The following is an 18,214-nucleotide window of genomic DNA, read 5'->3' on the forward strand; positions in this document are numbered from 1 at the left end:
AACAGACTAGTGCCTGTCCATCAACCTTTGGCAGAGTTTACCGCAAGGACGCCAGCTTTCCATAGACTTGTGCCCTGAGCAGCCGCAGGCGAAATTCCCACAAACCATATTTGGGACGAGGGATATTGACACGATTGAGCTGATAGACATCTCCGCTTGTCGTGCCTAAACCAGGTCGACCAGTGCAAGCCCCAGTATAACCAGCTTGCTGCACCCCTGCAAGGGTCGCACTATCATATTGACCATACGGGTAGGCTAGAAACTCAACCGGCTGCCCGAGATTAGTCTCAAGCACCTGCTTAGAGCGCCCAAGCTCAGCCAATTGCTCAGTTGGGCTGATTTCGTTTAACGCCACATGGCTATACGTGTGAGAACCTATTTCCGTTCCCTTCTGCTGCAACACCTTCAGTTGTTCCCAGGTCATATATTCGGGTTGACCCACTTGTCCAGCAATAACAAATATAGTGCCTTTCATGCCGTACTTTTCCATAATAGGCACAGCGGTCAAATAATTATCCTCATAACCATCATCAAAGGTAATAATGACTGGCCTGGATGGCAGCTTGCCACCACTCTGTTTGGTTGCAAATAATTCGCCTAAGGAAATGGCTGTATAGTCATGCTCTGCTAAATATTGCATTTGTTGGTCAAATTCATCAGCATCAACGCTATATATCTCAGGCAAACTGCCCACTTGATGGTAGGCCAGAATGGGCACACCACCACCAGGAGCCAGTAGCCAGAGAGTAACGATCAACATAAGAACACCAATAACTTGTAAACCTCGTATCATTTTCTACTCATCTCAATTTCTGTTTGGTGAAAACCTACTGACTGGGCTATTTCTCCCAGCTTACGCAACCGGTGATTGATGCCGGACTTGCCGATCCGCCCTTCCAAGATCTCTACCAATTCAGACAAAGTGGCCTCTGGGTAGGCCAGTCGCGCCTCGGCCACCTCCCGCAGCGGTGGAGTCAGCTTATCAAGCCCCACTGCCTCGGCAATGACCCGGATACTCTCCACCTGCCGTACAGCAGCGTTTACGGTTTTTTGCAGATTCGCCGTCTCACAGTTAACCAGTCGGTTAACCTGATTGCGCATATCTTTAACAACTCGTACATTTTCAAAAGTCAACAAAGCACTATGGGCGCCAATAATTTGGAGAAAAGCAGTAATGGCGTTACCATCCTTCAAATAGACAATATAGTCATCTTTACGGTCAGTCATGCGCCCTGGTAAGTCAAGGGTTTTCATGACTCGCACCAGCGATTTTGCCAATTCAACATTACCTGTGACCAATTCCAAATGATAGGAGCCCTCAGGGCGGTTGACTGAGCCAGCGCCCAAAAACGCCCCTCTGAGATAGGCCCGACGACAGCAGACTTTGCGAAGAATCGCTCGATCTGAGTGGACATTAAGACCACCATCCCGCATAATGCCTAAGGCCGCCAGAAGTTCATTAACCCCCGGTGACGGTATTACCCGTACATGATAGGTATTATTTTTTTTAAGCCGCCGCCCTCTGGTTACAACCACTTCGGTTTTAATATTCGCGTATCCTTTGATTAAACCAAGTGCCTTCCGGGTAACGGCAGCATTCTCGCTGCTAAAATTGATCCCCAGATTGGCATTGCCCCCAATAGACATCGCGCCCCCCATCCGGATGAGCGCTGCCAGTTCGGCAGCATCACAACAGCTGCGCTCGCCGATTACGCGAGCCAGCTCATTTTTTACTTCAGTTGAAAATGACAAGGGCCTCAGTCCTTCGGTTAATCTTTTAGTTTTTTGATACTTTCCGCCATAATATAATAGTCTAATAAGCGCATCCGGTCAGAGTTAAGCTTCAAATCATACACCACAGACATAAGAGTGCGCGACAGCTTCGCCGGATCATGACGCACCAAATTTGTTTCGCTAATAAGGTTAGCTCTAACTACTTTAATTCCCAATGCCTCAATGGCCGCGATGTCCGGCATTACCGGGTAGGCCCCCTGTTCAGCATAGACTTCCCGTAATTCGGGCGCTACCTCCTGCACATTAACAACCGCAATATCAATTATGTCCGGACCGGCATGGTCAATAATGGCTTTTATGTGGTCATACGCACTATACCCATCGGTTTCACCAGGCTGAGTCATAACATTACAAATATATATTTTAACGGCATCACTATCTCTTACAACCTCAGCAATACCCTTAACCAATAAATTAGGGATAACACTGGTGTAGAGACTACCTGGTCCCAGGATACAGGCATCGGCATCACGGATGGCCTCTACCGCGCCTTTTAGCGGCATAACATCTTTTGGCTCAATATATACCTGTTTAATCGTTTTGCCTGACAGTGGAATCTTGGATTCTCCCTCAACAATGGTACCATCAGTCATTTCAGCTACCAGTAATACTCGTTCAGTCGAAGAAGGCAGCACCTTCCCCCGTACAGCCAATACTTTACTCGACTCTTTAAGTGCTTGCTCAACATCACCAACAATTTCCGTCATAGCTGCAATAAACAGATTACCAAAGTTATGACCAGCTAACTCCCCGGTGCCACCAAACCGATGTTGAAACAGCTTTTCCATGAGTGGCTCGGTATCAGCAAGTGCCACCAGACAGTTGCGCAAATCACCTGGCGGAATAATTCCCAGATCCTCGCGCAATCGCCCGGATGACCCGCCATCATCGGCTACTGTCACCACTGCCGTAAGATTACTGCTAATGCTTTTTATTCCTCGTAACAAGACCGACAAGCCGGTACCTCCGCCAATAACAGTAATAGCCGGACCGCGGTTGAGCTTACGTTTTTCAAAAATAATCTCCACAAGCTTATCAGAACCCTCAGGCACCAGGACACTAATAACAGACCTTATAATCTGCCGCGTTGCTGCCATCATAATACTAAGACCAAGCACAATAATGGCAGTGCCGGCAATAGTAGTCACAGCATAATAATATTTACCTGTCGTCAGATAAAACAACCGAAAGATAGCTTCTTCCACTACCCCAATATATTTATAGTTAAACACAATCGCCAAGCCTAAGCTGGCACAAATAACCCCTGCGGAAAACAACAGCAGCCAGCGTTTAAACTTCATGCCTGGATATAGCCATTTCAGAAAGTGCATGCTTCCACCCCCGAGCAGGTGATAAACGCCCATCTGCTTCGTTGCTCTTGCGGGCGCTCCCTCCGACGTACTTCCCAGTACGACTGCGGTCTCGTCCTCATCGCGCCTCGCAGCTGGACATTTCTAACCTGCTCTGAACTTGTAGTATTTCCGTTATTCAGATGGGCGTTTAGAACCTGCCGCCCTCGCTTATTCAATGACATTGTGTTTAATATCCCGATGCTCAACATTGACCTTAAACCCCTTGCCTTTGAGATATTCGAACAGCTTCTCAGCAATAAACACCGAGCGGTGCAAGCCGCCTGTACAACCAATGGCAATAATCAGCTGGCTTTTTCCTTCTTTGATATAGTGCGGAACAAGAAAATCAACCATACCTGACATTTTTTCCATAAATTGTTGAGTAACAGGCCATTTCCAGATATAGTCACCCACCAAGGCCTCACGTCCGCTTTTGCGTCGCAAAGACTCGACATAAAAGGGATTGGGTAAAAACCGCACGTCCATTACCATATCGGCATCAAGCGGCATACCATGTTTAAAACCAAAAGACACAACCGTAACTGTCATACGCTCATGCTCGTGCTCCTTGGCAAACAGTGCCGTAATCTTGCCGCGAAGCTCAGCGGTAGAGAGCCCTGAGGTGTCAATAATATGTGTAGCCCGTCCCCTGATTTGTTCCAGACGGTCCCGCTCTCGGTTGATACCTTCACTGATCCGTCCATGGGGGGCCATGGGATGACGGCGGCGCGTTTCCTTATAACGGCGGATGATCGTTGCATCCGAAGCTTCCAGGAATAATATCTCATAAAGTAAACCTTGCTTCTCCATCCCCTCCAGCACCTGCACCAGTGTGTCGAAAAAGTCACCACCGCGAATATCTACTACCAGCGCAATTTTGGTAACCTTGCCCCCAGACTGCGCACATAGTTCAGCAAATTTAGGAATTAGCATAGGCGGTAGATTATCTACACAAAAATAACCCAGGTCTTCCATAGCGCGTACCACCTGAGATTTACCAGCCCCGGACATACCGGTAATAATTACCAATCGAAAGTCATCTATCATCCTGTACACCTCTATTTTGATCGCCTTAACTCAATACATATTTCTCGATGGCTTCTGCCACCCCATCAGCATCATTAGCCAGAGTTTCCGCACAGGCAGCCGCCTTAACAGCGTCACTAGCATTACCCATAGCAACCCCCCAGCCAGCATATGTAATCATATCCAAATCATTGCCACTATCGCCAAGCGCCATAACCTCTTCCTGTTTAATATGCAGCTTATCTGCTAAATAAGCCAAAGCACGCCCCTTATTAGCCAGCGGATGGGTGATTTCCAGAAAGGTCGGTTTGGATATTGATACTGTCAGCTTATTGTCAAACCGTGTTTTCATGATGTTATAGGCTGCTTTAATATTTTCTGCGGTCGACATGGCCAACATTTTGGTCGGTAGTTGCTCTGCAGCATATAGTCTGTCACCTATAGCATTAGCCGGTGCTCCTGAAAAGCGCTCATAATATAGCGCGTGTTCATCCAGTTCTTTTACATACAATTTATCGTTCATATAGGTCTGAATGTACCAATCCCGTTCCCGGCATAATTCCAAAACTTCCAGCGCAAGCTCTCTTTCAACAGGCTGGTGCAGCAATGTTTCTCCAGACAAGCAAGACTTGATTAAAGCCCCGTTATAGGTAATAAGCGGTACGTCAAGTTTAAGCTGCTTAGCATATACCAAAGCTGAACAATACATCCGCCCTGTGGCAATTGTCACAGTTACGCCCCTCGCTACAGCCTGCCGGATGGCCTCGCAAGCCCTTGGCGAAACAGCTAATTTGCTATCTAATAAAGTATCATCTAAATCTATTGCAATAAGTTTTATTGTCATAGTATCTCCTCTTTGGTAATATCCTGCAATTTATCGATCCTGTATTATTTTGGACAAAGTAAAGCTACATAGCGTCATCAGCAAAATACCGGTGAACGATGCCATCACGCTGGAAATTTGAAACCCGGGTAGCGCTTTAACAACCATCAACGGTGTAAAAATATTGGCCATGAAGGTAATGCTGCCCAAAGTCAAGAAATTGAATGGCAAAGCAGCTAGCATCAATAGCGGTCTAATGGTGGCATTTGCCAACCCGACAATCACCCCACCGAGCAGTGTCCCGCCCAAGGTGTCGACAAATACTCCTGGCAATTCAACCACCAGCATAATTAGAATCACCGCATTTATAATAATCCGCAATAAAAAACCTGTCACTGCTTATATCCCTCCTACCGCTAGTGAACTCGCCGAGCTGAACATCGAATCCTCTATATTATATCCAACAAACAAAATTCCGGCAATCTATTGTTGCTGCGTCTCTAAAAGCAGCAGCGCCTTCTTCATATCCAGCCCACCACCAAAACCAGTCAGGCTGCCGCTCGCCCCTATAACCCGGTGGCAAGGCACAACCAGCGGTGTGCGATTGCTATGCATAGCCCCGCCAACAGCCCTGGCAGCCTTAGGGCTGCCAACGACCTTGGCCACTGTCTGGTAGCTGACAGTGGCCCCGTAGGGAATAGCAGCGGTGTAAGTAAGCACAGCTTTCTGAAATAAGCTGTAAAACCGCCAATCAACAGGCACGCCAAAAGCAACAGGAAATCCCTGAAAATATAAGCGTAATTCCTCAGCAAGCTGTTCAGACCACAGACAAGCCTCTTGATCTGCTGTCAAAACACTAATCTTTTTAGCATGAATATCGGCAAAAGCCGCGTTCTCTTCCGGTCGCGGAAAACCAAGTTCCCACAACCCCATATCAGACCATACGGCTGCCACCTGACCCCAGCTAGTCATAATTACATTGTAATACAGCGCTGACGGTTCTACCATAAAATCTCTACCGGTACGTCGCTTACCTGAGCGGTACCAGTCAGTGTCATCGCGGCGCTCAGCTCTGCTTTGTATTTATTTAAAACAAATTCTACTCCTTCATTGCTGCCGCCTACAGCAGCAATGGCCAGTGGCCGACCAAGCAGCACGGCATCAGCTCCTAGTGCCAGCATCTTAAGAACATCAGCCCCGCTACGAATGCCGCCATCCACCAATACTGTCATTTTACCTTTTACTGCCTCCGCAATATAGGGCAGTACCTCTGCGGTACCAGGAGTATGGTCAAGTGCCCGCCCGCCATGATTAGAAACAACAATGGCGTCTACCCCAGCCTGCCAGCAAGACTCCGCCTCATCAGGAGTCATAATACCTTTGACAATAAAGGGAATGGTTGTATGATTTTTGATATACTCAAGTTCCTGGATAGTTTTAGGGCCTACCGGCTGTCCTGCATTGGTCATATTGATAAGGGCCGCCGCATCAATATCCATCCCAAACGCCGGGCAGCCTGCAGCAGCCGCCTGTTTGGCCAATTCCACTACCTTTTCAGTTTCTCTCGGTTTCATTATAGGTATACCCCAGCCTGCTTGTTTAGCAATAGCAGCCATACCAGAGTCAAACACTAGCGGATTAGGACCATCACCAGTCATAGCAATGCTGCCAGCCTGATGACAACCGCCAACAACGGCCTGCGTATATTCTTCTTCTGTCATAGCACCATTCATATTAAGAACAATCCCGCCAATGGCGGCGCCAATAACCGGCATTGCCAAATCTACACCGAATATCCGGTAGGACAAATCGGTTTTTTTTACATCATGAATGGTTCGCAAATTCAACCGGCATTCCGCCAAGGCTTGCACATTATGGCGAAAAGCAGCTCCTGTCCCTACCCCCCCCATGCCTGGCACCTCGCCCGCACAAGCAATACCGTTACAAACCGGGCAAACCCGGCAAACACCGGCAAACCGTTCTTTGGCTGCCTTTTTAATACTATTTATATCCATATATAAGATCCTCCTGGAATTATATGTTCATACTTTGTTGAAATTCTTTTTTATCCGGCAAATTCCTGCTGCTTAGCTACTAACAAGTATAAAATTCATCATATTGATTAAATTAGAGATATATTGAATTCCATATAAAAAACAGTTACATTTAGGAGGTTACACTATGACGGTAATGGACAAAATAAACTCCCAGACTCGTACCATCATGAATGCAATCTTGGATAAAGAACCGTTAAATTACATTGAAGCGGCCGGATTATATGGCATCGTCGCTCAAGGACGTTTCAATATCGCTCTCCTGCAAGTCATGTACAATCACGCCCATGATCCTGAACTCAAAGTCCTCATTAAAGAAGCCATTAACCACCACACAGAAATGACCATGGAAGAAGCAGAAGATAAGCTCTTTGAAAGCGACGGCCATACACCAGCCTTCCAGTTTGTCAAACGCAACCTGCATGACTCACCTGTTAACATCCCTGATGATGCCCGGATGTCTGATCAAGAAATAGCCATTGCTGTTGGCACAATGGCCAAAGCTGCGCAAACGGCACTGCTGACCGGTCTTCACGGTTCTTACCAGTTGGATGTTGCCCTTATGTATCGAAAGGCCTTGGACCATGGGCTGGATTTTGACTACCGTCTGCTGCAACTCATGCTTGATCGCGGCTGGTTGCCACATCTCAATAAGATTTCTCATTAAAAAAAAGTCGCGCCCATGCGCGACTTTTTTAATTCCACTTTAGATCTTTTCGAACTGATCCTTGCCTACACCACAGACTGGACATTGCCAGTCTTCAGATACATCTTCAAAGGCTGTTCCCGGCTGAACTCCATGATCCAAATCACCTTGGCTCGGATCATACTCATAACCACATACCATGCACTTGTATTTTTCCAACAAAAATCACTCCTTTTTAATAATCAAAACACTTACCCTAATTTTACTATTTTAGGAATGATAATGCAAATCAATTTGTCCGTATTTTTACAAGACCTTACAAATTTTTATTGCGAAAAAAATTGTAGACAGCCTCCGCTGCAGGTAATGTCATACCCTCAACCTTGGCAAGTACTTCCACCTCGGCAGTCTTGATTTTGGCTAAGCTGCCAAAATGATCCCAGAGCGCTTTACGACGTTTGGCACCAATACCCGGAATATGGTCAAGCACCGAAACCAGATTCCGCTTTGAGCGTAATTTGCGATGATAGGTGATGGCAAACCGATGCGCCTCATCACGAATGCGTTGCACCAGATAAAGGGACTGGGAATGTCGCGGCAAAATCAACGGTTCACTAATCCCCTCCCGAAAAATATGCTCAAACTCCTTAGCCAGACCAACAACCGGAACTTCTGTAAGGCCAGCAGCGCGGATCAACGTGAGCGCGGCATTAAGTTGGCCTTTACCGCCATCAATAATGATTAAATCAGGAATAGGCCCCTTCTCCAATGCGTCACGGTAACGCCGCCCTACTACCTCCTGCATGGACTTAAAATCATCAGGTTTGCCTTCTACGGTGTTAAGCTTATAGCGACGATACTCATTTTTATTAGCTTGACCACCTTCAAACACCACCATGGATGCCACCGTCTCCGAGCCCTGAATGTGCGAGATGTCAAAACATTCAATACGTTCTGGTGCATTAGGCAGCCCCAAATACTGCCCCAGCTCAGCTGCTGCCCCGGTAGTTTTGGCAACATCTGTTTCCAGGCGGACTGCCTGTTCTTTTAGTACAATAGCGGCATTGCCTGCCGCCATATTGACTAGATCCTTCTTCGTACCGCGTTTGGGCGTTTCCACCTGCACCCGACTGCCCTTACTACTGCTCAGCCAGTCAGCTAACAACTGCTGCTCTTCTAGCTCCAGAGGCAGCAAGATTTCCCTGGGAATAAACCCTGCTTGGCTATAATATTGTTTAATAAAAGCTTCCAGAATATTTTCATCGGCTTCATCCTCGCCACCTGACAACATAAAGTGATCACGCCCCACCATCTTACCGCTGCGAATGAAGAATACCTGGGCACAAATACCGACGGCCGAACGGGCTAGACCGATAGCATCCTGATCACCACTGCCTGTCACGATATTTTGCTTTTCCATAATCTTCTCAACCGCAGCAAGCTGATCACGCAGTCTGGCGGCCTGCTCAAACTCCAATTCTTCTGCTGCCGCTGCCATGAGCCGTTTGAGATTTTTGGCAACAACATCACTGCGGCCCTCAAGAAACAGAGCCACAGCTTTTATCATTTCACCATACGTCTCCTGATCCACTTTGTTGGCACAAGGCGCCAAACAACGTTTGATGTGATGCTCCAAACAAGGTCGCTTGGCCACAAGCTTGCGGCAAGAGCGCAGCGGAAACAAGGTCTTTAACAGCCGTAATGTTTCATGTACAGCCCCGGCGCTAGTATATGGCCCGAAATAGCGGGCTCCATCCTTTAGTACCTTACGAGTAGCATACACCCGAGGATAATCCTCATAGGTCAATTTGATATATGGATACGTCTTGTCATCCCGCAGACTAATATTGTACTTGGGACGATGTTTTTTTATCAGGTTGCACTCGAGGATTAATGCCTCAATTTCTGAGGCGGTAATAATATATTCCAAATCGATAATGCGCGCCACCAGTGCCAATACCTTGCCTGAATGGTTGCGACTGGACTGAAAATAGGAACGCACCCGGTTTTTTAAATTAATAGCTTTTCCAACATAAATAATCCGGCCTTTATCGTCCTTCATCAGGTAGACACCAGGCTTATCCGGTAAAAGCGCCAACTTTTCTTCTACTAGGGGAGATATTACAGAAATAGCCGTACACCTCCTTTACTGCCGCGGGCCACGGGCGAGAATAGGAGCTAAATACTGACCCGTATAAGACTGGGACACAGCAACCACCTGTTCTGGCGTTCCTTGGGCCACAATGGTCCCGCCTTTATTTCCACCCTCTGGTCCCAAGTCAATAATGTAGTCAGCGGTCTTAATAACATCCAGGTTGTGTTCAATCACCACAACCGTATCCCCGCCGTCAACCAACCGCTGTAGTACCTCCAGTAACCGGTGAATATCAGCCGTATGCAGCCCAGTAGTCGGTTCATCCAGAATATACAACGTTTTACCAGTACTGCGACGAGCCAATTCAGTGGCTAGCTTTATTCGCTGAGCTTCACCACCTGATAGCTGGGTAGCTGGCTGCCCCAGCTTAATATAGCCTAAACCGACATCCTGCAAGACCTGCAGCTTGCGATGAATCTTCGGGATATTTTGAAAAAACTCCACCGCTTCATCCACTACCATATTAAGCACATCAGCAATGCTTTTGCCTTTATAGCGCACCTCCAATGTCTCACGGTTATACCTGGCACCTTTGCACACCTCACAAGGCACATAGACATCAGGTAAAAAGTGCATTTCAATCTTGATAATTCCATCGCCTTTGCACGCCTCACAACGACCGCCTTTAACGTTAAAGCTGAACCGTCCGGGTTTATAGCCGCGCATCTTGGCTTCCGGCGTTTGGCTATAAACCTCTCGAATATTGTCAAACAGGCTGGTATAAGTAGCCGGATTGGAGCGCGGCGTACGTCCGATGGGGGATTGGTCAATATCAATAATTTTATCAATGTATTCCAGGCCTCGAATCCCATCATGAACACCTGGCCGGGTACGGCTGCCGCGATACAGCTGGCTGGCCAGACCTTTATACAAGATTTCGTTAACTAAGGTACTTTTGCCTGAACCGGACACGCCGGTAACAGCCGTAAATACCCCCAGCGGAAAACGGGCATTGAGCTTCTTCAGATTGTTTTCCTTAGCACCAATAACCTCCAACCATTTACCATTAGGCTGCCGCCGTTCAGCAGGCACCGGAATGGCTTGACGACCACTTAGATATTGTCCGGTAATCGAGGCCTCACAAGCCTTAATTTCTTCTACACTGCCTTGAGCCACAATAGTCCCGCCGCCAGCCCCAGCCAATGGTCCCACATCAATAATGTGGTCAGCTGCATACATGGTATCTTCGTCATGCTCAACTACTAAGAGCGTATTGCCCAGATCCCTCATATGCTTTAAGGTGTCTAACAGCCTGTTATTATCACGCTGGTGGAGACCAATGCTGGGTTCATCCAAAATATAGAGCACCCCTACCAGCCCGGAACCAATCTGGGTAGCTAGGCGGATACGCTGGGCTTCACCACCGGAAAGAGTACCAGCCGCCCGGTCAAGCGTCAGGTAATCAAGACCGACATTGAGCAAAAATCCTAGACGGGCATTGATTTCTTTTAGTATTTGCCTGGCAATAGTCATCTCGCGCTCGCTAAGCGTAAGGCTGCTAAAGAATGCCTGGGACTCAGCCACTGTCATCCTAGTGACTTCATTGATATTCTTCCCGTCGATCTTGACAGCCAGCGCCTCTGGTTTAAGCCTGGCTCCCTTACATGCCGGACAAGGCTTGGAGCTCATGTATTCCTCGATTTCCTCCCGTGACCAGTCTGACGTGGATTCACGGTGCCTGCGAGCCAGCAGCGGCAGCACACCTTCAAAGTTAGCGTGATAGGTCTTAGTCTCGCCATACATATTTTCGTAGTGGAAGGTAAATTTATCCTCGCCTGCTCCCTTGAGAATAATCTCCTTGATAGTGTCAGGCATCTTTTCCCAGGTATCATACAGCGTATGCCCATATTGTGTCAAAACAGCCTCTAACTGACACATAAAATAAGAATTAGCACTCTTGCTCAGTGGGGCAATGACCCCATCAATAAAGGCCTTGCTGGCATCAGGAATAACCAGCGCTGGATCAATCTCCAGATTGTTGCCTAGCCCCGTACAATCCGGACAGGCACCAAAAGGACTGTTAAAGGAAAACATCCGCGGTGCAATCTCCGGCAGACTAATGCCACAGTCAACACAAGCAAAATTCTGGCTGAACATAAGCTCCTTAGCGCCGCCGACATCTACAGCCACAATACCGCCGCTTAACTTGAGTGAAGTCTCCAGCGAATCGGCTAAACGACTGCCGACCCCGTCGCGCACAACGATGCGGTCAACAACTACTTCAATAGTATGCTTCTTATTTTTTTCAAGCTTGATTTCATCGGTAATATCATGGATTTCGCCGTCCACCCGTACCCGGACGTAGCCATTCTTACGAATGTCTTCCAACACCTTCGAATGCTCGCCTTTTTTACCACGGATCACCGGAGCCATTATACTCAGCCTGGCACCTTCGCCTAAGGCCATCAATTGATCAACCATCTGTTCTACGGTCTGCTGGCTGATTGGTTTGCCGCATTTAGGGCAATACGGCCGCCCCGCCCGAGCAAACAACAGACGCAGGTAATCATAAATCTCAGTCACTGTCCCCACTGTAGACCGCGGATTGCGGCTGGTGGTCTTTTGGTCAATCGATATAGCTGGCGACAAACCTTCAATATAGTCAACATCTGGCTTGTCCATCTGCCCCAAAAACTGACGGGCATAAGACGATAGCGACTCCACATAGCGGCGTTGACCTTCTGCATAAATGGTATCAAAAGCCAATGAGGACTTGCCTGAACCACTCAGGCCGGTAATAACCACAAGTTGATCACGCGGAATGGTTATGTCAATGTTTTTTAAATTGTGCTGTCTAGCACCCTTAACAATAATACTGTCTGGCATTTTTGGTTCCCCTTTTAGACTATATATATTAATTGATATTAATTATTTTATTTTTATATTATATCAGTATTCTTAATATAATGGTAGCGTCTACGAACATAAAAATAGTACTTGTCCTCCCAAGTCGTAGCAGGTAGAATGATAATATAGAATGTAGAAAAAGATAGAGGGAGGCTTGTATGAGCGAAGAACGTTTTGACCGGCTTGAAAAAATGCTGGAACAAACCCAAAACCAAATGAGTCAAATGCAAAACCTGACAGAACAGCTAATTAAAATGGTTGGCCATAATAATGCTGTTACTGAAGAGCTTAGCGATCGCATGGACAAACTAGAGACCAAGTTTGATAATCTAGAAACAAAGTTTGATAATCTAGAAACCAAAGTCGATAAGCTAGAAACTAAAGTTGACTGTATGGAAACACAAATACAAACTGGTTTTGCCGGACTTACCGCTATGGTTAATCTCCTTGGAGAAAAAGTGGATACTATTCCTCATCTTGAAACCAAGCTTGAAATACTTAATGATTACATTTTGAATCAAGCAGCTGATATTCGCATGCTCAAGAAAGCACGCTAAAGCAATGATTGTAAAATGCCCCGGCACAGGCAACCGTCATAAGGTAGTACCCCGGCACCCCTCGTAACTCACGTAACCCTCGGCCTTTGCCGGAAAAAGCGTTCCGCAGGAGAAAAGCCGGGCGGTATTCCGTTAAAAAATCCGTACTGTTTGAGCGTAGCGAGTTTACGGATTTTAGGAATATCGCCCGGCTTTTCAGCTTTTGGAGGCTTTGGGCCTAGACCTTTTGTTACTTTTGTGGCAATGACAAAAGTAAACCCCCTCGCCTTGTATTCCATTGACTTAACGTAATTATTTTTTTTGCCGTTTAGCAGATTTCGCTTTTACCGGTCCCGCCCCGGCCTTTTGCCGCAATTCGACAATCATATCTCTAAGCTCAGCCGCCCGTTCAAACTCCAATAACTTAGAGGCTTGACGCATTTCTTTCTCCAGATTAGCAGCCAGTTCCAGCATATCGTCCTTCTTCATGTTACCAATGCGATCGACTTTGTAGTTTGCCGGAGTTTCCGCAACTTTGGTGGTTTCGATAAGTTCCTTCACCCGTTTTTCAATGGTTTTTGGGGTTATGCCGTGCTCTGTGTTATACGCCAGCTGAATTTCCCGGCGGCGCTCAGTCTCGCTCATAGCCCGGCGCATGGAATCAGTAATTTTATCAGCATACATGATAACCTTGCCATGGGCATTCCGGGCGGCACGACCAATGGTCTGAACCAGCGAAGTCTCCGAACGCAGGAAACCCTCTTTATCCGCATCGAGAATAGTCACAAGTGACACTTCCGGCATATCCAGTCCTTCCCGCAGCAGATTTATGCCCACAAGCACATCATGCACCCCGGCCCGTAAATCCCTAATAATCTCTACCCGCTCAATTGTTGCAATATCTGAGTGGAGATAATTCACCTTAATCCCCATACCTTTTAAATACTCGGTCAAGTTTTCTGCCATTTTCTTGGTCAGCGTGGTCACAAGCACCCGCTCATTGACTGCTGTCCGCAATTTGATTTGATCCAGCAAATCGTCCATTTGCCCTTTAATGGGGCGAACCTCAATTTCAGGGTCGATAAGACCGGTCGGACGAATAACCTGCTGAGCTACCTGACTGGCTTCTTTCAGTTCATACGCGGCCGGGGTTGCTGAAACATAGACAATTTGATTAATTCGCTCGCCAAACTCGTCAAAAGTTAACGGCCTGTTATCAAATGCGGAGGGCAAACGGAAACCATTCCCCACAAGTGCTTCCTTGCGTGAACGATCACCTGCATACATAGCCCGGACCTGCGGCAACGTAACATGGGACTCGTCAACTACAATAAGGAAGTCTTCCGGAAAATAATCTATCAACGTATACGGCGACTCGCCTGGCTGGCGCTGGGTAAGATGCCGGGAATAATTTTCAATTCCTGAGCAATAACCCATTTCTAACATCATTTCCAAGTCATAGCGGGTGCGCTGATCCAGACGCTGGGCTTCTAATAGCTTGTTATTTGCCTTGAGATAAGCCAGACGTTCATCCAGTTCAACTTCAATATCCTGTACCGCACGCAACATGTTTTCCCGCGAAGTAACATAGTGGGAGGCCGGATAAATCGCAATATGTTTGCGTTCAGTGATAATTTCACCTGTCAAGGTATCAATCTCCAAAATCCGCTCGATTTCATCGCCAAATAATTCCACCCGCACAGCCTTCTCGCCATAGGCTGCCGGAAAAATTTCAACAATATCGCCCCTTACCCGGAAAGTACCGCGGGTAAAGTTATAATCGTTGCGTTCATACTGGATTTCCACAAGCTTACGCAAAATGTCATCCCGGTCTTTGGTTTGACCCTGCCGCAACGACAGCACTAATCCCCGATATTCATCAGGTGAACCTAAACCATAAATGCACGACACACTGGCCACAATAATAACATCTCGCCGCTCAAACAGTGAACTAGTTGCTGAGTGACGCAGCTTGTCGATTTCATCATTAATCGAAGCATCTTTTTCGATATACGTATCAGTTTGCGCAATATAGGCTTCTGGCTGATAGTAATCATAGTAGCTCACAAAATACTCCACCGCATTATTCGGGAAAAACTCTTTAAATTCACTGGCCAATTGAGCCGCAAGCGTTTTATTATGCGCAATCACTAATGTTGGTTTTTGCACAGCTTCAATGACTTTGGCTATAGTAAAGGTCTTGCCAGTACCAGTAGCTCCCAGCAGTACTTGCGCTATCTCGCCGCGATCAATGCCTTCAGTCAACTGCACAATAGCTGTCGGCTGATCACCAGTCGGCACAAACGGGGCTTCTACTTTAAAAGGAATGCTACCTTCATGATGAACCGTATTGAGTTTTGGTACAGTTGCCATAATTATCACCTATCTGATTTATTCACTTTGTTTTTAACGCTTTCGAAACTTATCTTTAAGCCAATCAATTAGCCCATACCTATCAGTAACCATTTCAACATAAAATGGCTCGTCCCCATCGGGAACTAAAATTACACCTAAACGGCGTTCACCTTGTTTAAACCTACTATTCTTATAGAAATCCTTGCCAGCTCGCTCGAAAGCCATACTGAACTCTGCCGGAGCTTGACTAATCGCTACTGCCAAATCATAACGGCTATTTATCGGCAAGCCAGCCACGTTAGTAATAATATCACCTGGTTTAAGCACCTTAGCCGCCGGTGAGTCACCCACTGTGTCAAGCACCATAAGCCCATAGGGCGGCGGTACAAAGCGGGGCGGTGCCGCCAGCTCACGACGATTATCCATTTGAATAAGCAATTCATGACCAAGCGGCGACAAAACAGCGGCGACAACTTGCAGCCAGGTGTATTTTGCTGATAAAAGCGCCAGTACTAGCAGGAGAATGCTGTAACCAGCCAGATGTAGTGCGGAATTCCACCGACGCTGCTGCGGCAGACTGGCTATTGCCATGTCAGTATACCCCAGGGCAGCTACCACCGGCGCCAATACATAGATCCAGCTCGAACCAGTTGGCGGCTCCTGCGACATGGCAAGTAGCGGCCACCACTGCGGCATGCTGTCACTAGGCGCAGTGCCTGAGGGTACGGTAACCGCTGCCAGAATAACCAACGGCAGTGGCCAGAAATTCTGCAAACTAAAGCCGCCCACCAACCGTCCATCTTGTTTTTTTACAATCATTGGCATTGCACTGTAGCCACCGCTAATGGCAATTAGCAGACTCTCAGTAATATGCAATACAGCCACGAGTGCCAGCAATTGAGGTACATTAACCTCCGGCCAGCCAAAAATAATATTGGCCAAAGCCACCAGACCGCCAGCATAAGCAAAACACAAAAACCGCATATTGATCAACATCAGCACCAAAGCCACCGGCCAAATATAATTGAAGGCAAGCTGATTCAACGTAACACCAACAAGTGTCAGCAAAAAGCTGCCAATACAGCCGCCGCTAAGCCCATATACCCCGGCCAGCAAAATTTGCTGCGGCAAGCTGTAGTTGTAAACTCCGAACATTCGCTGCTGACTTTTTTGCATCTGCCGATACTGATAGCCCACTAACGCCAAAATTAGCCAAAAGTTGGCATCCATGACTACATCCCAAACACCACGAATAATGAGTAAACTTAAATCAGACCAGGGAAACAACTTGTCTCACCTCAATGTATTCTATATGTATGCAAACAAGGGTTGGTTTATAAAATTATAAACCAACCCTCAGCTTTTGTACAATCCTACATTTTGCCTTTCAAAACCTCAAGGGCTTTATCCAGCTGTACATCCTTATCTCTACTTTCCGGCAATTCAATTACAATATCTGGTTCAATCCCCACACCATTAATGGACCGGTCTTTCGGCGTCAGGTACTTGGCAATGGTCAGCTTAATGGCCGAACCCTCATCTAAACGAATGATGGTCTGAACAGACCCCTTACCATAGGTCTTGGTACCAATCAGCGTACCTACGCCAGTATCCTGGGCCGCCCCGGCTACAATCTCTGAGGCGCTGGCACTACCGCCATTAACCAAAATAGCGATCGGATATTTCGTGGCCTCCAAATTAGACGAATGAGTCTCCCGCCGTCCATCGCGGGTAACTACCGAAACCACCGGACCCTTAGGAACAAACTGGCTGGCCACCTTGACACTCTCATCCAAAAGTCCGCCAGGATTATCCCGCATGTCAAGAATCATGGCTTTCATTCCTTCTTTTTCCAGTTCCTGTAGTTTACGAGCAAAATCATTGCCCGTATTCTCATTAAACATGGATATCCGAATATAACCAATATTATTATCGAGCATCTTGCCAGCCACAGTTTTAATCTGAATGTTAGAGCGGGTCAGGGTATAATCTTGTACCTCCTGCCCGCGCATAATGGTTAATATAATCTGACTGCCTTCTGTACCCCGAATCTTGTTGACCGCTTCATCTAGCACCATTTCTTTGGTATCCTGACCGTCAATCTTAATAATCTGGTCACCGCTTTTAATTCCGGCTTTTTCACCAGGCGTACCCTCAATCGGAGCAATCACGGTAAGCAGTTTATCCTTAGTACCAATAACAATACCCACCCCGCCAAAGGAGCCTTCGGTCTCAATCATAAATTCTTTGAACATTTTGGCGTCCATATAGATGGAATGCGGATCATTAAGGGACTTTACCATCCCTTTAATAGATCCGGCCATCAGTGTTTCTACCGGTACCTCTTCCACATAACGGGACTTGACAACCTGAAGCGCTCTCAGCACCTTCAATGTGCTGACAACATCAGACGACCAGGCATTCATCAGATATAAAAATCCGGCCGATGTCGCCAAAAAAGTCACTAACACCACTACTACTGCGCCAAAAAGTATTTTACGGCGGCTCAATCAATACACCTCGCAAAAGTCGCGGTTTTGCTACCGGACTTATCCCTTTTTCTTCTTATCCTTTTAACTATATGTTAAACTGCTTATAAATATTCTTACCATTCATCTTAATCGCT

At 46.9% G+C, this 18,214-nt stretch carries 16 protein-coding genes; 2 read left to right on the forward strand and 14 right to left on the reverse strand.

Annotated elements, in window-relative coordinates; all coding sequences use genetic code 11:
- Positions 1-37: 37 nt before the first annotated feature.
- The 8 genes from ACZ449_RS14485 to ACZ449_RS14520 form a co-directional block, all read right to left on the reverse strand.
- Positions 38-793, reverse strand: coding sequence for a polysaccharide deacetylase family protein (locus ACZ449_RS14485; RefSeq protein WP_464261678.1), 756 nt, complete (start codon positions 791-793; stop codon positions 38-40).
- On the reverse strand, positions 790-1,752 hold the full coding sequence (whiA, locus tag ACZ449_RS14490; protein WP_464261679.1) for a DNA-binding protein WhiA: 963 nt from the start codon (positions 1,750-1,752) through the stop codon (positions 790-792). The genes ACZ449_RS14485 and whiA overlap by 4 nt, the downstream gene beginning before the upstream one ends.
- Before the next feature lie 17 nt (positions 1,753-1,769).
- Positions 1,770-3,125 carry a gluconeogenesis factor YvcK family protein gene (locus ACZ449_RS14495; RefSeq protein WP_464261680.1) on the reverse strand — a complete coding sequence of 452 codons (1,356 nt, stop codon included), beginning with the start codon at positions 3,123-3,125 and terminating at the stop codon, positions 1,770-1,772.
- Between the two features lie 189 nt (positions 3,126-3,314).
- Positions 3,315-4,190 carry an RNase adapter RapZ gene (rapZ, locus tag ACZ449_RS14500; protein ID WP_464261875.1) on the reverse strand — a complete coding sequence of 292 codons (876 nt, stop codon included), beginning with the start codon at positions 4,188-4,190 and terminating at the stop codon, positions 3,315-3,317.
- Between the two features lie 28 nt (positions 4,191-4,218).
- Positions 4,219-5,016: a Cof-type HAD-IIB family hydrolase gene (locus ACZ449_RS14505; RefSeq protein WP_464261681.1), complete on the reverse strand. Its 798-nt coding sequence runs from the start codon at positions 5,014-5,016 to the stop codon at positions 4,219-4,221.
- Positions 5,017-5,046: 30 nt separating this feature from the next.
- Entirely contained in the window at positions 5,047-5,391 is a 345-nt protein-coding gene (locus tag ACZ449_RS14510) for a phage holin family protein (RefSeq protein WP_464261682.1), read from the reverse strand.
- 87 nt (positions 5,392-5,478) lie between these two features.
- Complete coding sequence (locus ACZ449_RS14515; RefSeq protein WP_464261683.1) at positions 5,479-6,003, reverse strand: methylated-DNA--[protein]-cysteine S-methyltransferase; 525 nt, start codon at positions 6,001-6,003, stop codon at positions 5,479-5,481.
- Positions 5,997-7,010 (reverse strand): alpha-hydroxy-acid oxidizing protein, encoded by a 1,014-nt coding sequence (locus ACZ449_RS14520; RefSeq protein WP_464261684.1) that lies wholly within the window; start codon positions 7,008-7,010, stop codon positions 5,997-5,999. Before ACZ449_RS14520 ends, ACZ449_RS14515 begins: the two co-directional genes overlap by 7 nt.
- A gap of 166 nt (positions 7,011-7,176) precedes the next feature.
- On the opposite strand from ACZ449_RS14520, the gene ACZ449_RS14525 reads away from it, so the two are divergent.
- Positions 7,177-7,716, forward strand: a complete 540-nt coding sequence (locus ACZ449_RS14525) for a DUF3231 family protein (protein ID WP_464261685.1) — start codon at positions 7,177-7,179, stop codon at positions 7,714-7,716.
- 39 nt (positions 7,717-7,755) lie between these two features.
- Here the strand turns inward: ACZ449_RS14525 and rd are convergent, their stop codons facing one another.
- The 3 genes from rd to uvrA all read right to left on the reverse strand — a co-directional run bounded on the left by rd (position 7,756) and on the right by uvrA (position 12,676).
- Positions 7,756-7,914, reverse strand: a complete 159-nt coding sequence (gene rd, locus ACZ449_RS14530; protein ID WP_464261686.1) for a rubredoxin — start codon at positions 7,912-7,914, stop codon at positions 7,756-7,758.
- A gap of 97 nt (positions 7,915-8,011) precedes the next feature.
- On the reverse strand, positions 8,012-9,817 hold the full coding sequence (gene uvrC / locus ACZ449_RS14535; RefSeq protein ID WP_464261876.1) for an excinuclease ABC subunit UvrC: 1,806 nt from the start codon (positions 9,815-9,817) through the stop codon (positions 8,012-8,014).
- Positions 9,818-9,841: 24 nt separating this feature from the next.
- The gene (uvrA, locus tag ACZ449_RS14540; RefSeq protein WP_464261687.1) at positions 9,842-12,676 is read right to left on the reverse strand and encodes an excinuclease ABC subunit UvrA; all 2,835 of its coding nucleotides are present in this window, start codon (positions 12,674-12,676) and stop codon (positions 9,842-9,844) included.
- 179 nt (positions 12,677-12,855) lie between these two features.
- Between uvrA and ACZ449_RS14545 the strand changes: the two genes are divergently transcribed.
- Entirely contained in the window at positions 12,856-13,254 is a 399-nt protein-coding gene (locus ACZ449_RS14545; protein WP_464261688.1) for a hypothetical protein, read from the forward strand.
- Between the two features lie 291 nt (positions 13,255-13,545).
- Here the strand turns inward: ACZ449_RS14545 and uvrB are convergent, their stop codons facing one another.
- The 3 genes from uvrB to ACZ449_RS14560 all read right to left on the reverse strand — a co-directional run bounded on the left by uvrB (position 13,546) and on the right by ACZ449_RS14560 (position 18,098).
- Positions 13,546-15,606, reverse strand: a complete 2,061-nt coding sequence (gene uvrB / locus ACZ449_RS14550; protein ID WP_464261689.1) for an excinuclease ABC subunit UvrB — start codon at positions 15,604-15,606, stop codon at positions 13,546-13,548.
- 33 nt (positions 15,607-15,639) lie between these two features.
- Positions 15,640-16,875: a PDZ domain-containing protein gene (locus tag ACZ449_RS14555; RefSeq protein ID WP_464261690.1), complete on the reverse strand. Its 1,236-nt coding sequence runs from the start codon at positions 16,873-16,875 to the stop codon at positions 15,640-15,642.
- An 86-nt stretch (positions 16,876-16,961) separates the two neighbouring features.
- The gene (locus ACZ449_RS14560) at positions 16,962-18,098 is read right to left on the reverse strand and encodes a S41 family peptidase (RefSeq protein ID WP_464261691.1); all 1,137 of its coding nucleotides are present in this window, start codon (positions 18,096-18,098) and stop codon (positions 16,962-16,964) included.
- Positions 18,099-18,214: the final 116 nt, after the last annotated feature.

This window comes from Desulfosporomusa polytropa, assembly GCF_055380075.1.

Excerpts from the sequence above, each read along its gene's own strand:
- ACZ449_RS14485 (WP_464261678.1), bottom strand. The coding sequence starts at position 793 with ATGATACGAGGTTTACAAGTTATTGGTGTTCTTATGTTGATCGTTACT.
- ACZ449_RS14495 (WP_464261680.1), bottom strand. The coding sequence starts at position 3,125 with ATGCACTTTCTGAAATGGCTATATCCAGGCATGAAGTTTAAACGCTGG.
- ACZ449_RS14505 (WP_464261681.1), bottom strand. The coding sequence starts at position 5,016 with ATGACAATAAAACTTATTGCAATAGATTTAGATGATACTTTATTAGAT.
- ACZ449_RS14515 (WP_464261683.1), bottom strand. The coding sequence starts at position 6,003 with ATGGTAGAACCGTCAGCGCTGTATTACAATGTAATTATGACTAGCTGG.
- ACZ449_RS14520 (WP_464261684.1), bottom strand. The coding sequence starts at position 7,010 with ATGGATATAAATAGTATTAAAAAGGCAGCCAAAGAACGGTTTGCCGGT.
- ACZ449_RS14525 (WP_464261685.1), top strand. The coding sequence starts at position 7,177 with ATGACGGTAATGGACAAAATAAACTCCCAGACTCGTACCATCATGAAT.
- uvrA (WP_464261687.1), bottom strand. The coding sequence starts at position 12,676 with ATGCCAGACAGTATTATTGTTAAGGGTGCTAGACAGCACAATTTAAAA.
- ACZ449_RS14545 (WP_464261688.1), top strand. The coding sequence starts at position 12,856 with ATGAGCGAAGAACGTTTTGACCGGCTTGAAAAAATGCTGGAACAAACC.
- uvrB (WP_464261689.1), bottom strand. The coding sequence starts at position 15,606 with ATGGCAACTGTACCAAAACTCAATACGGTTCATCATGAAGGTAGCATT.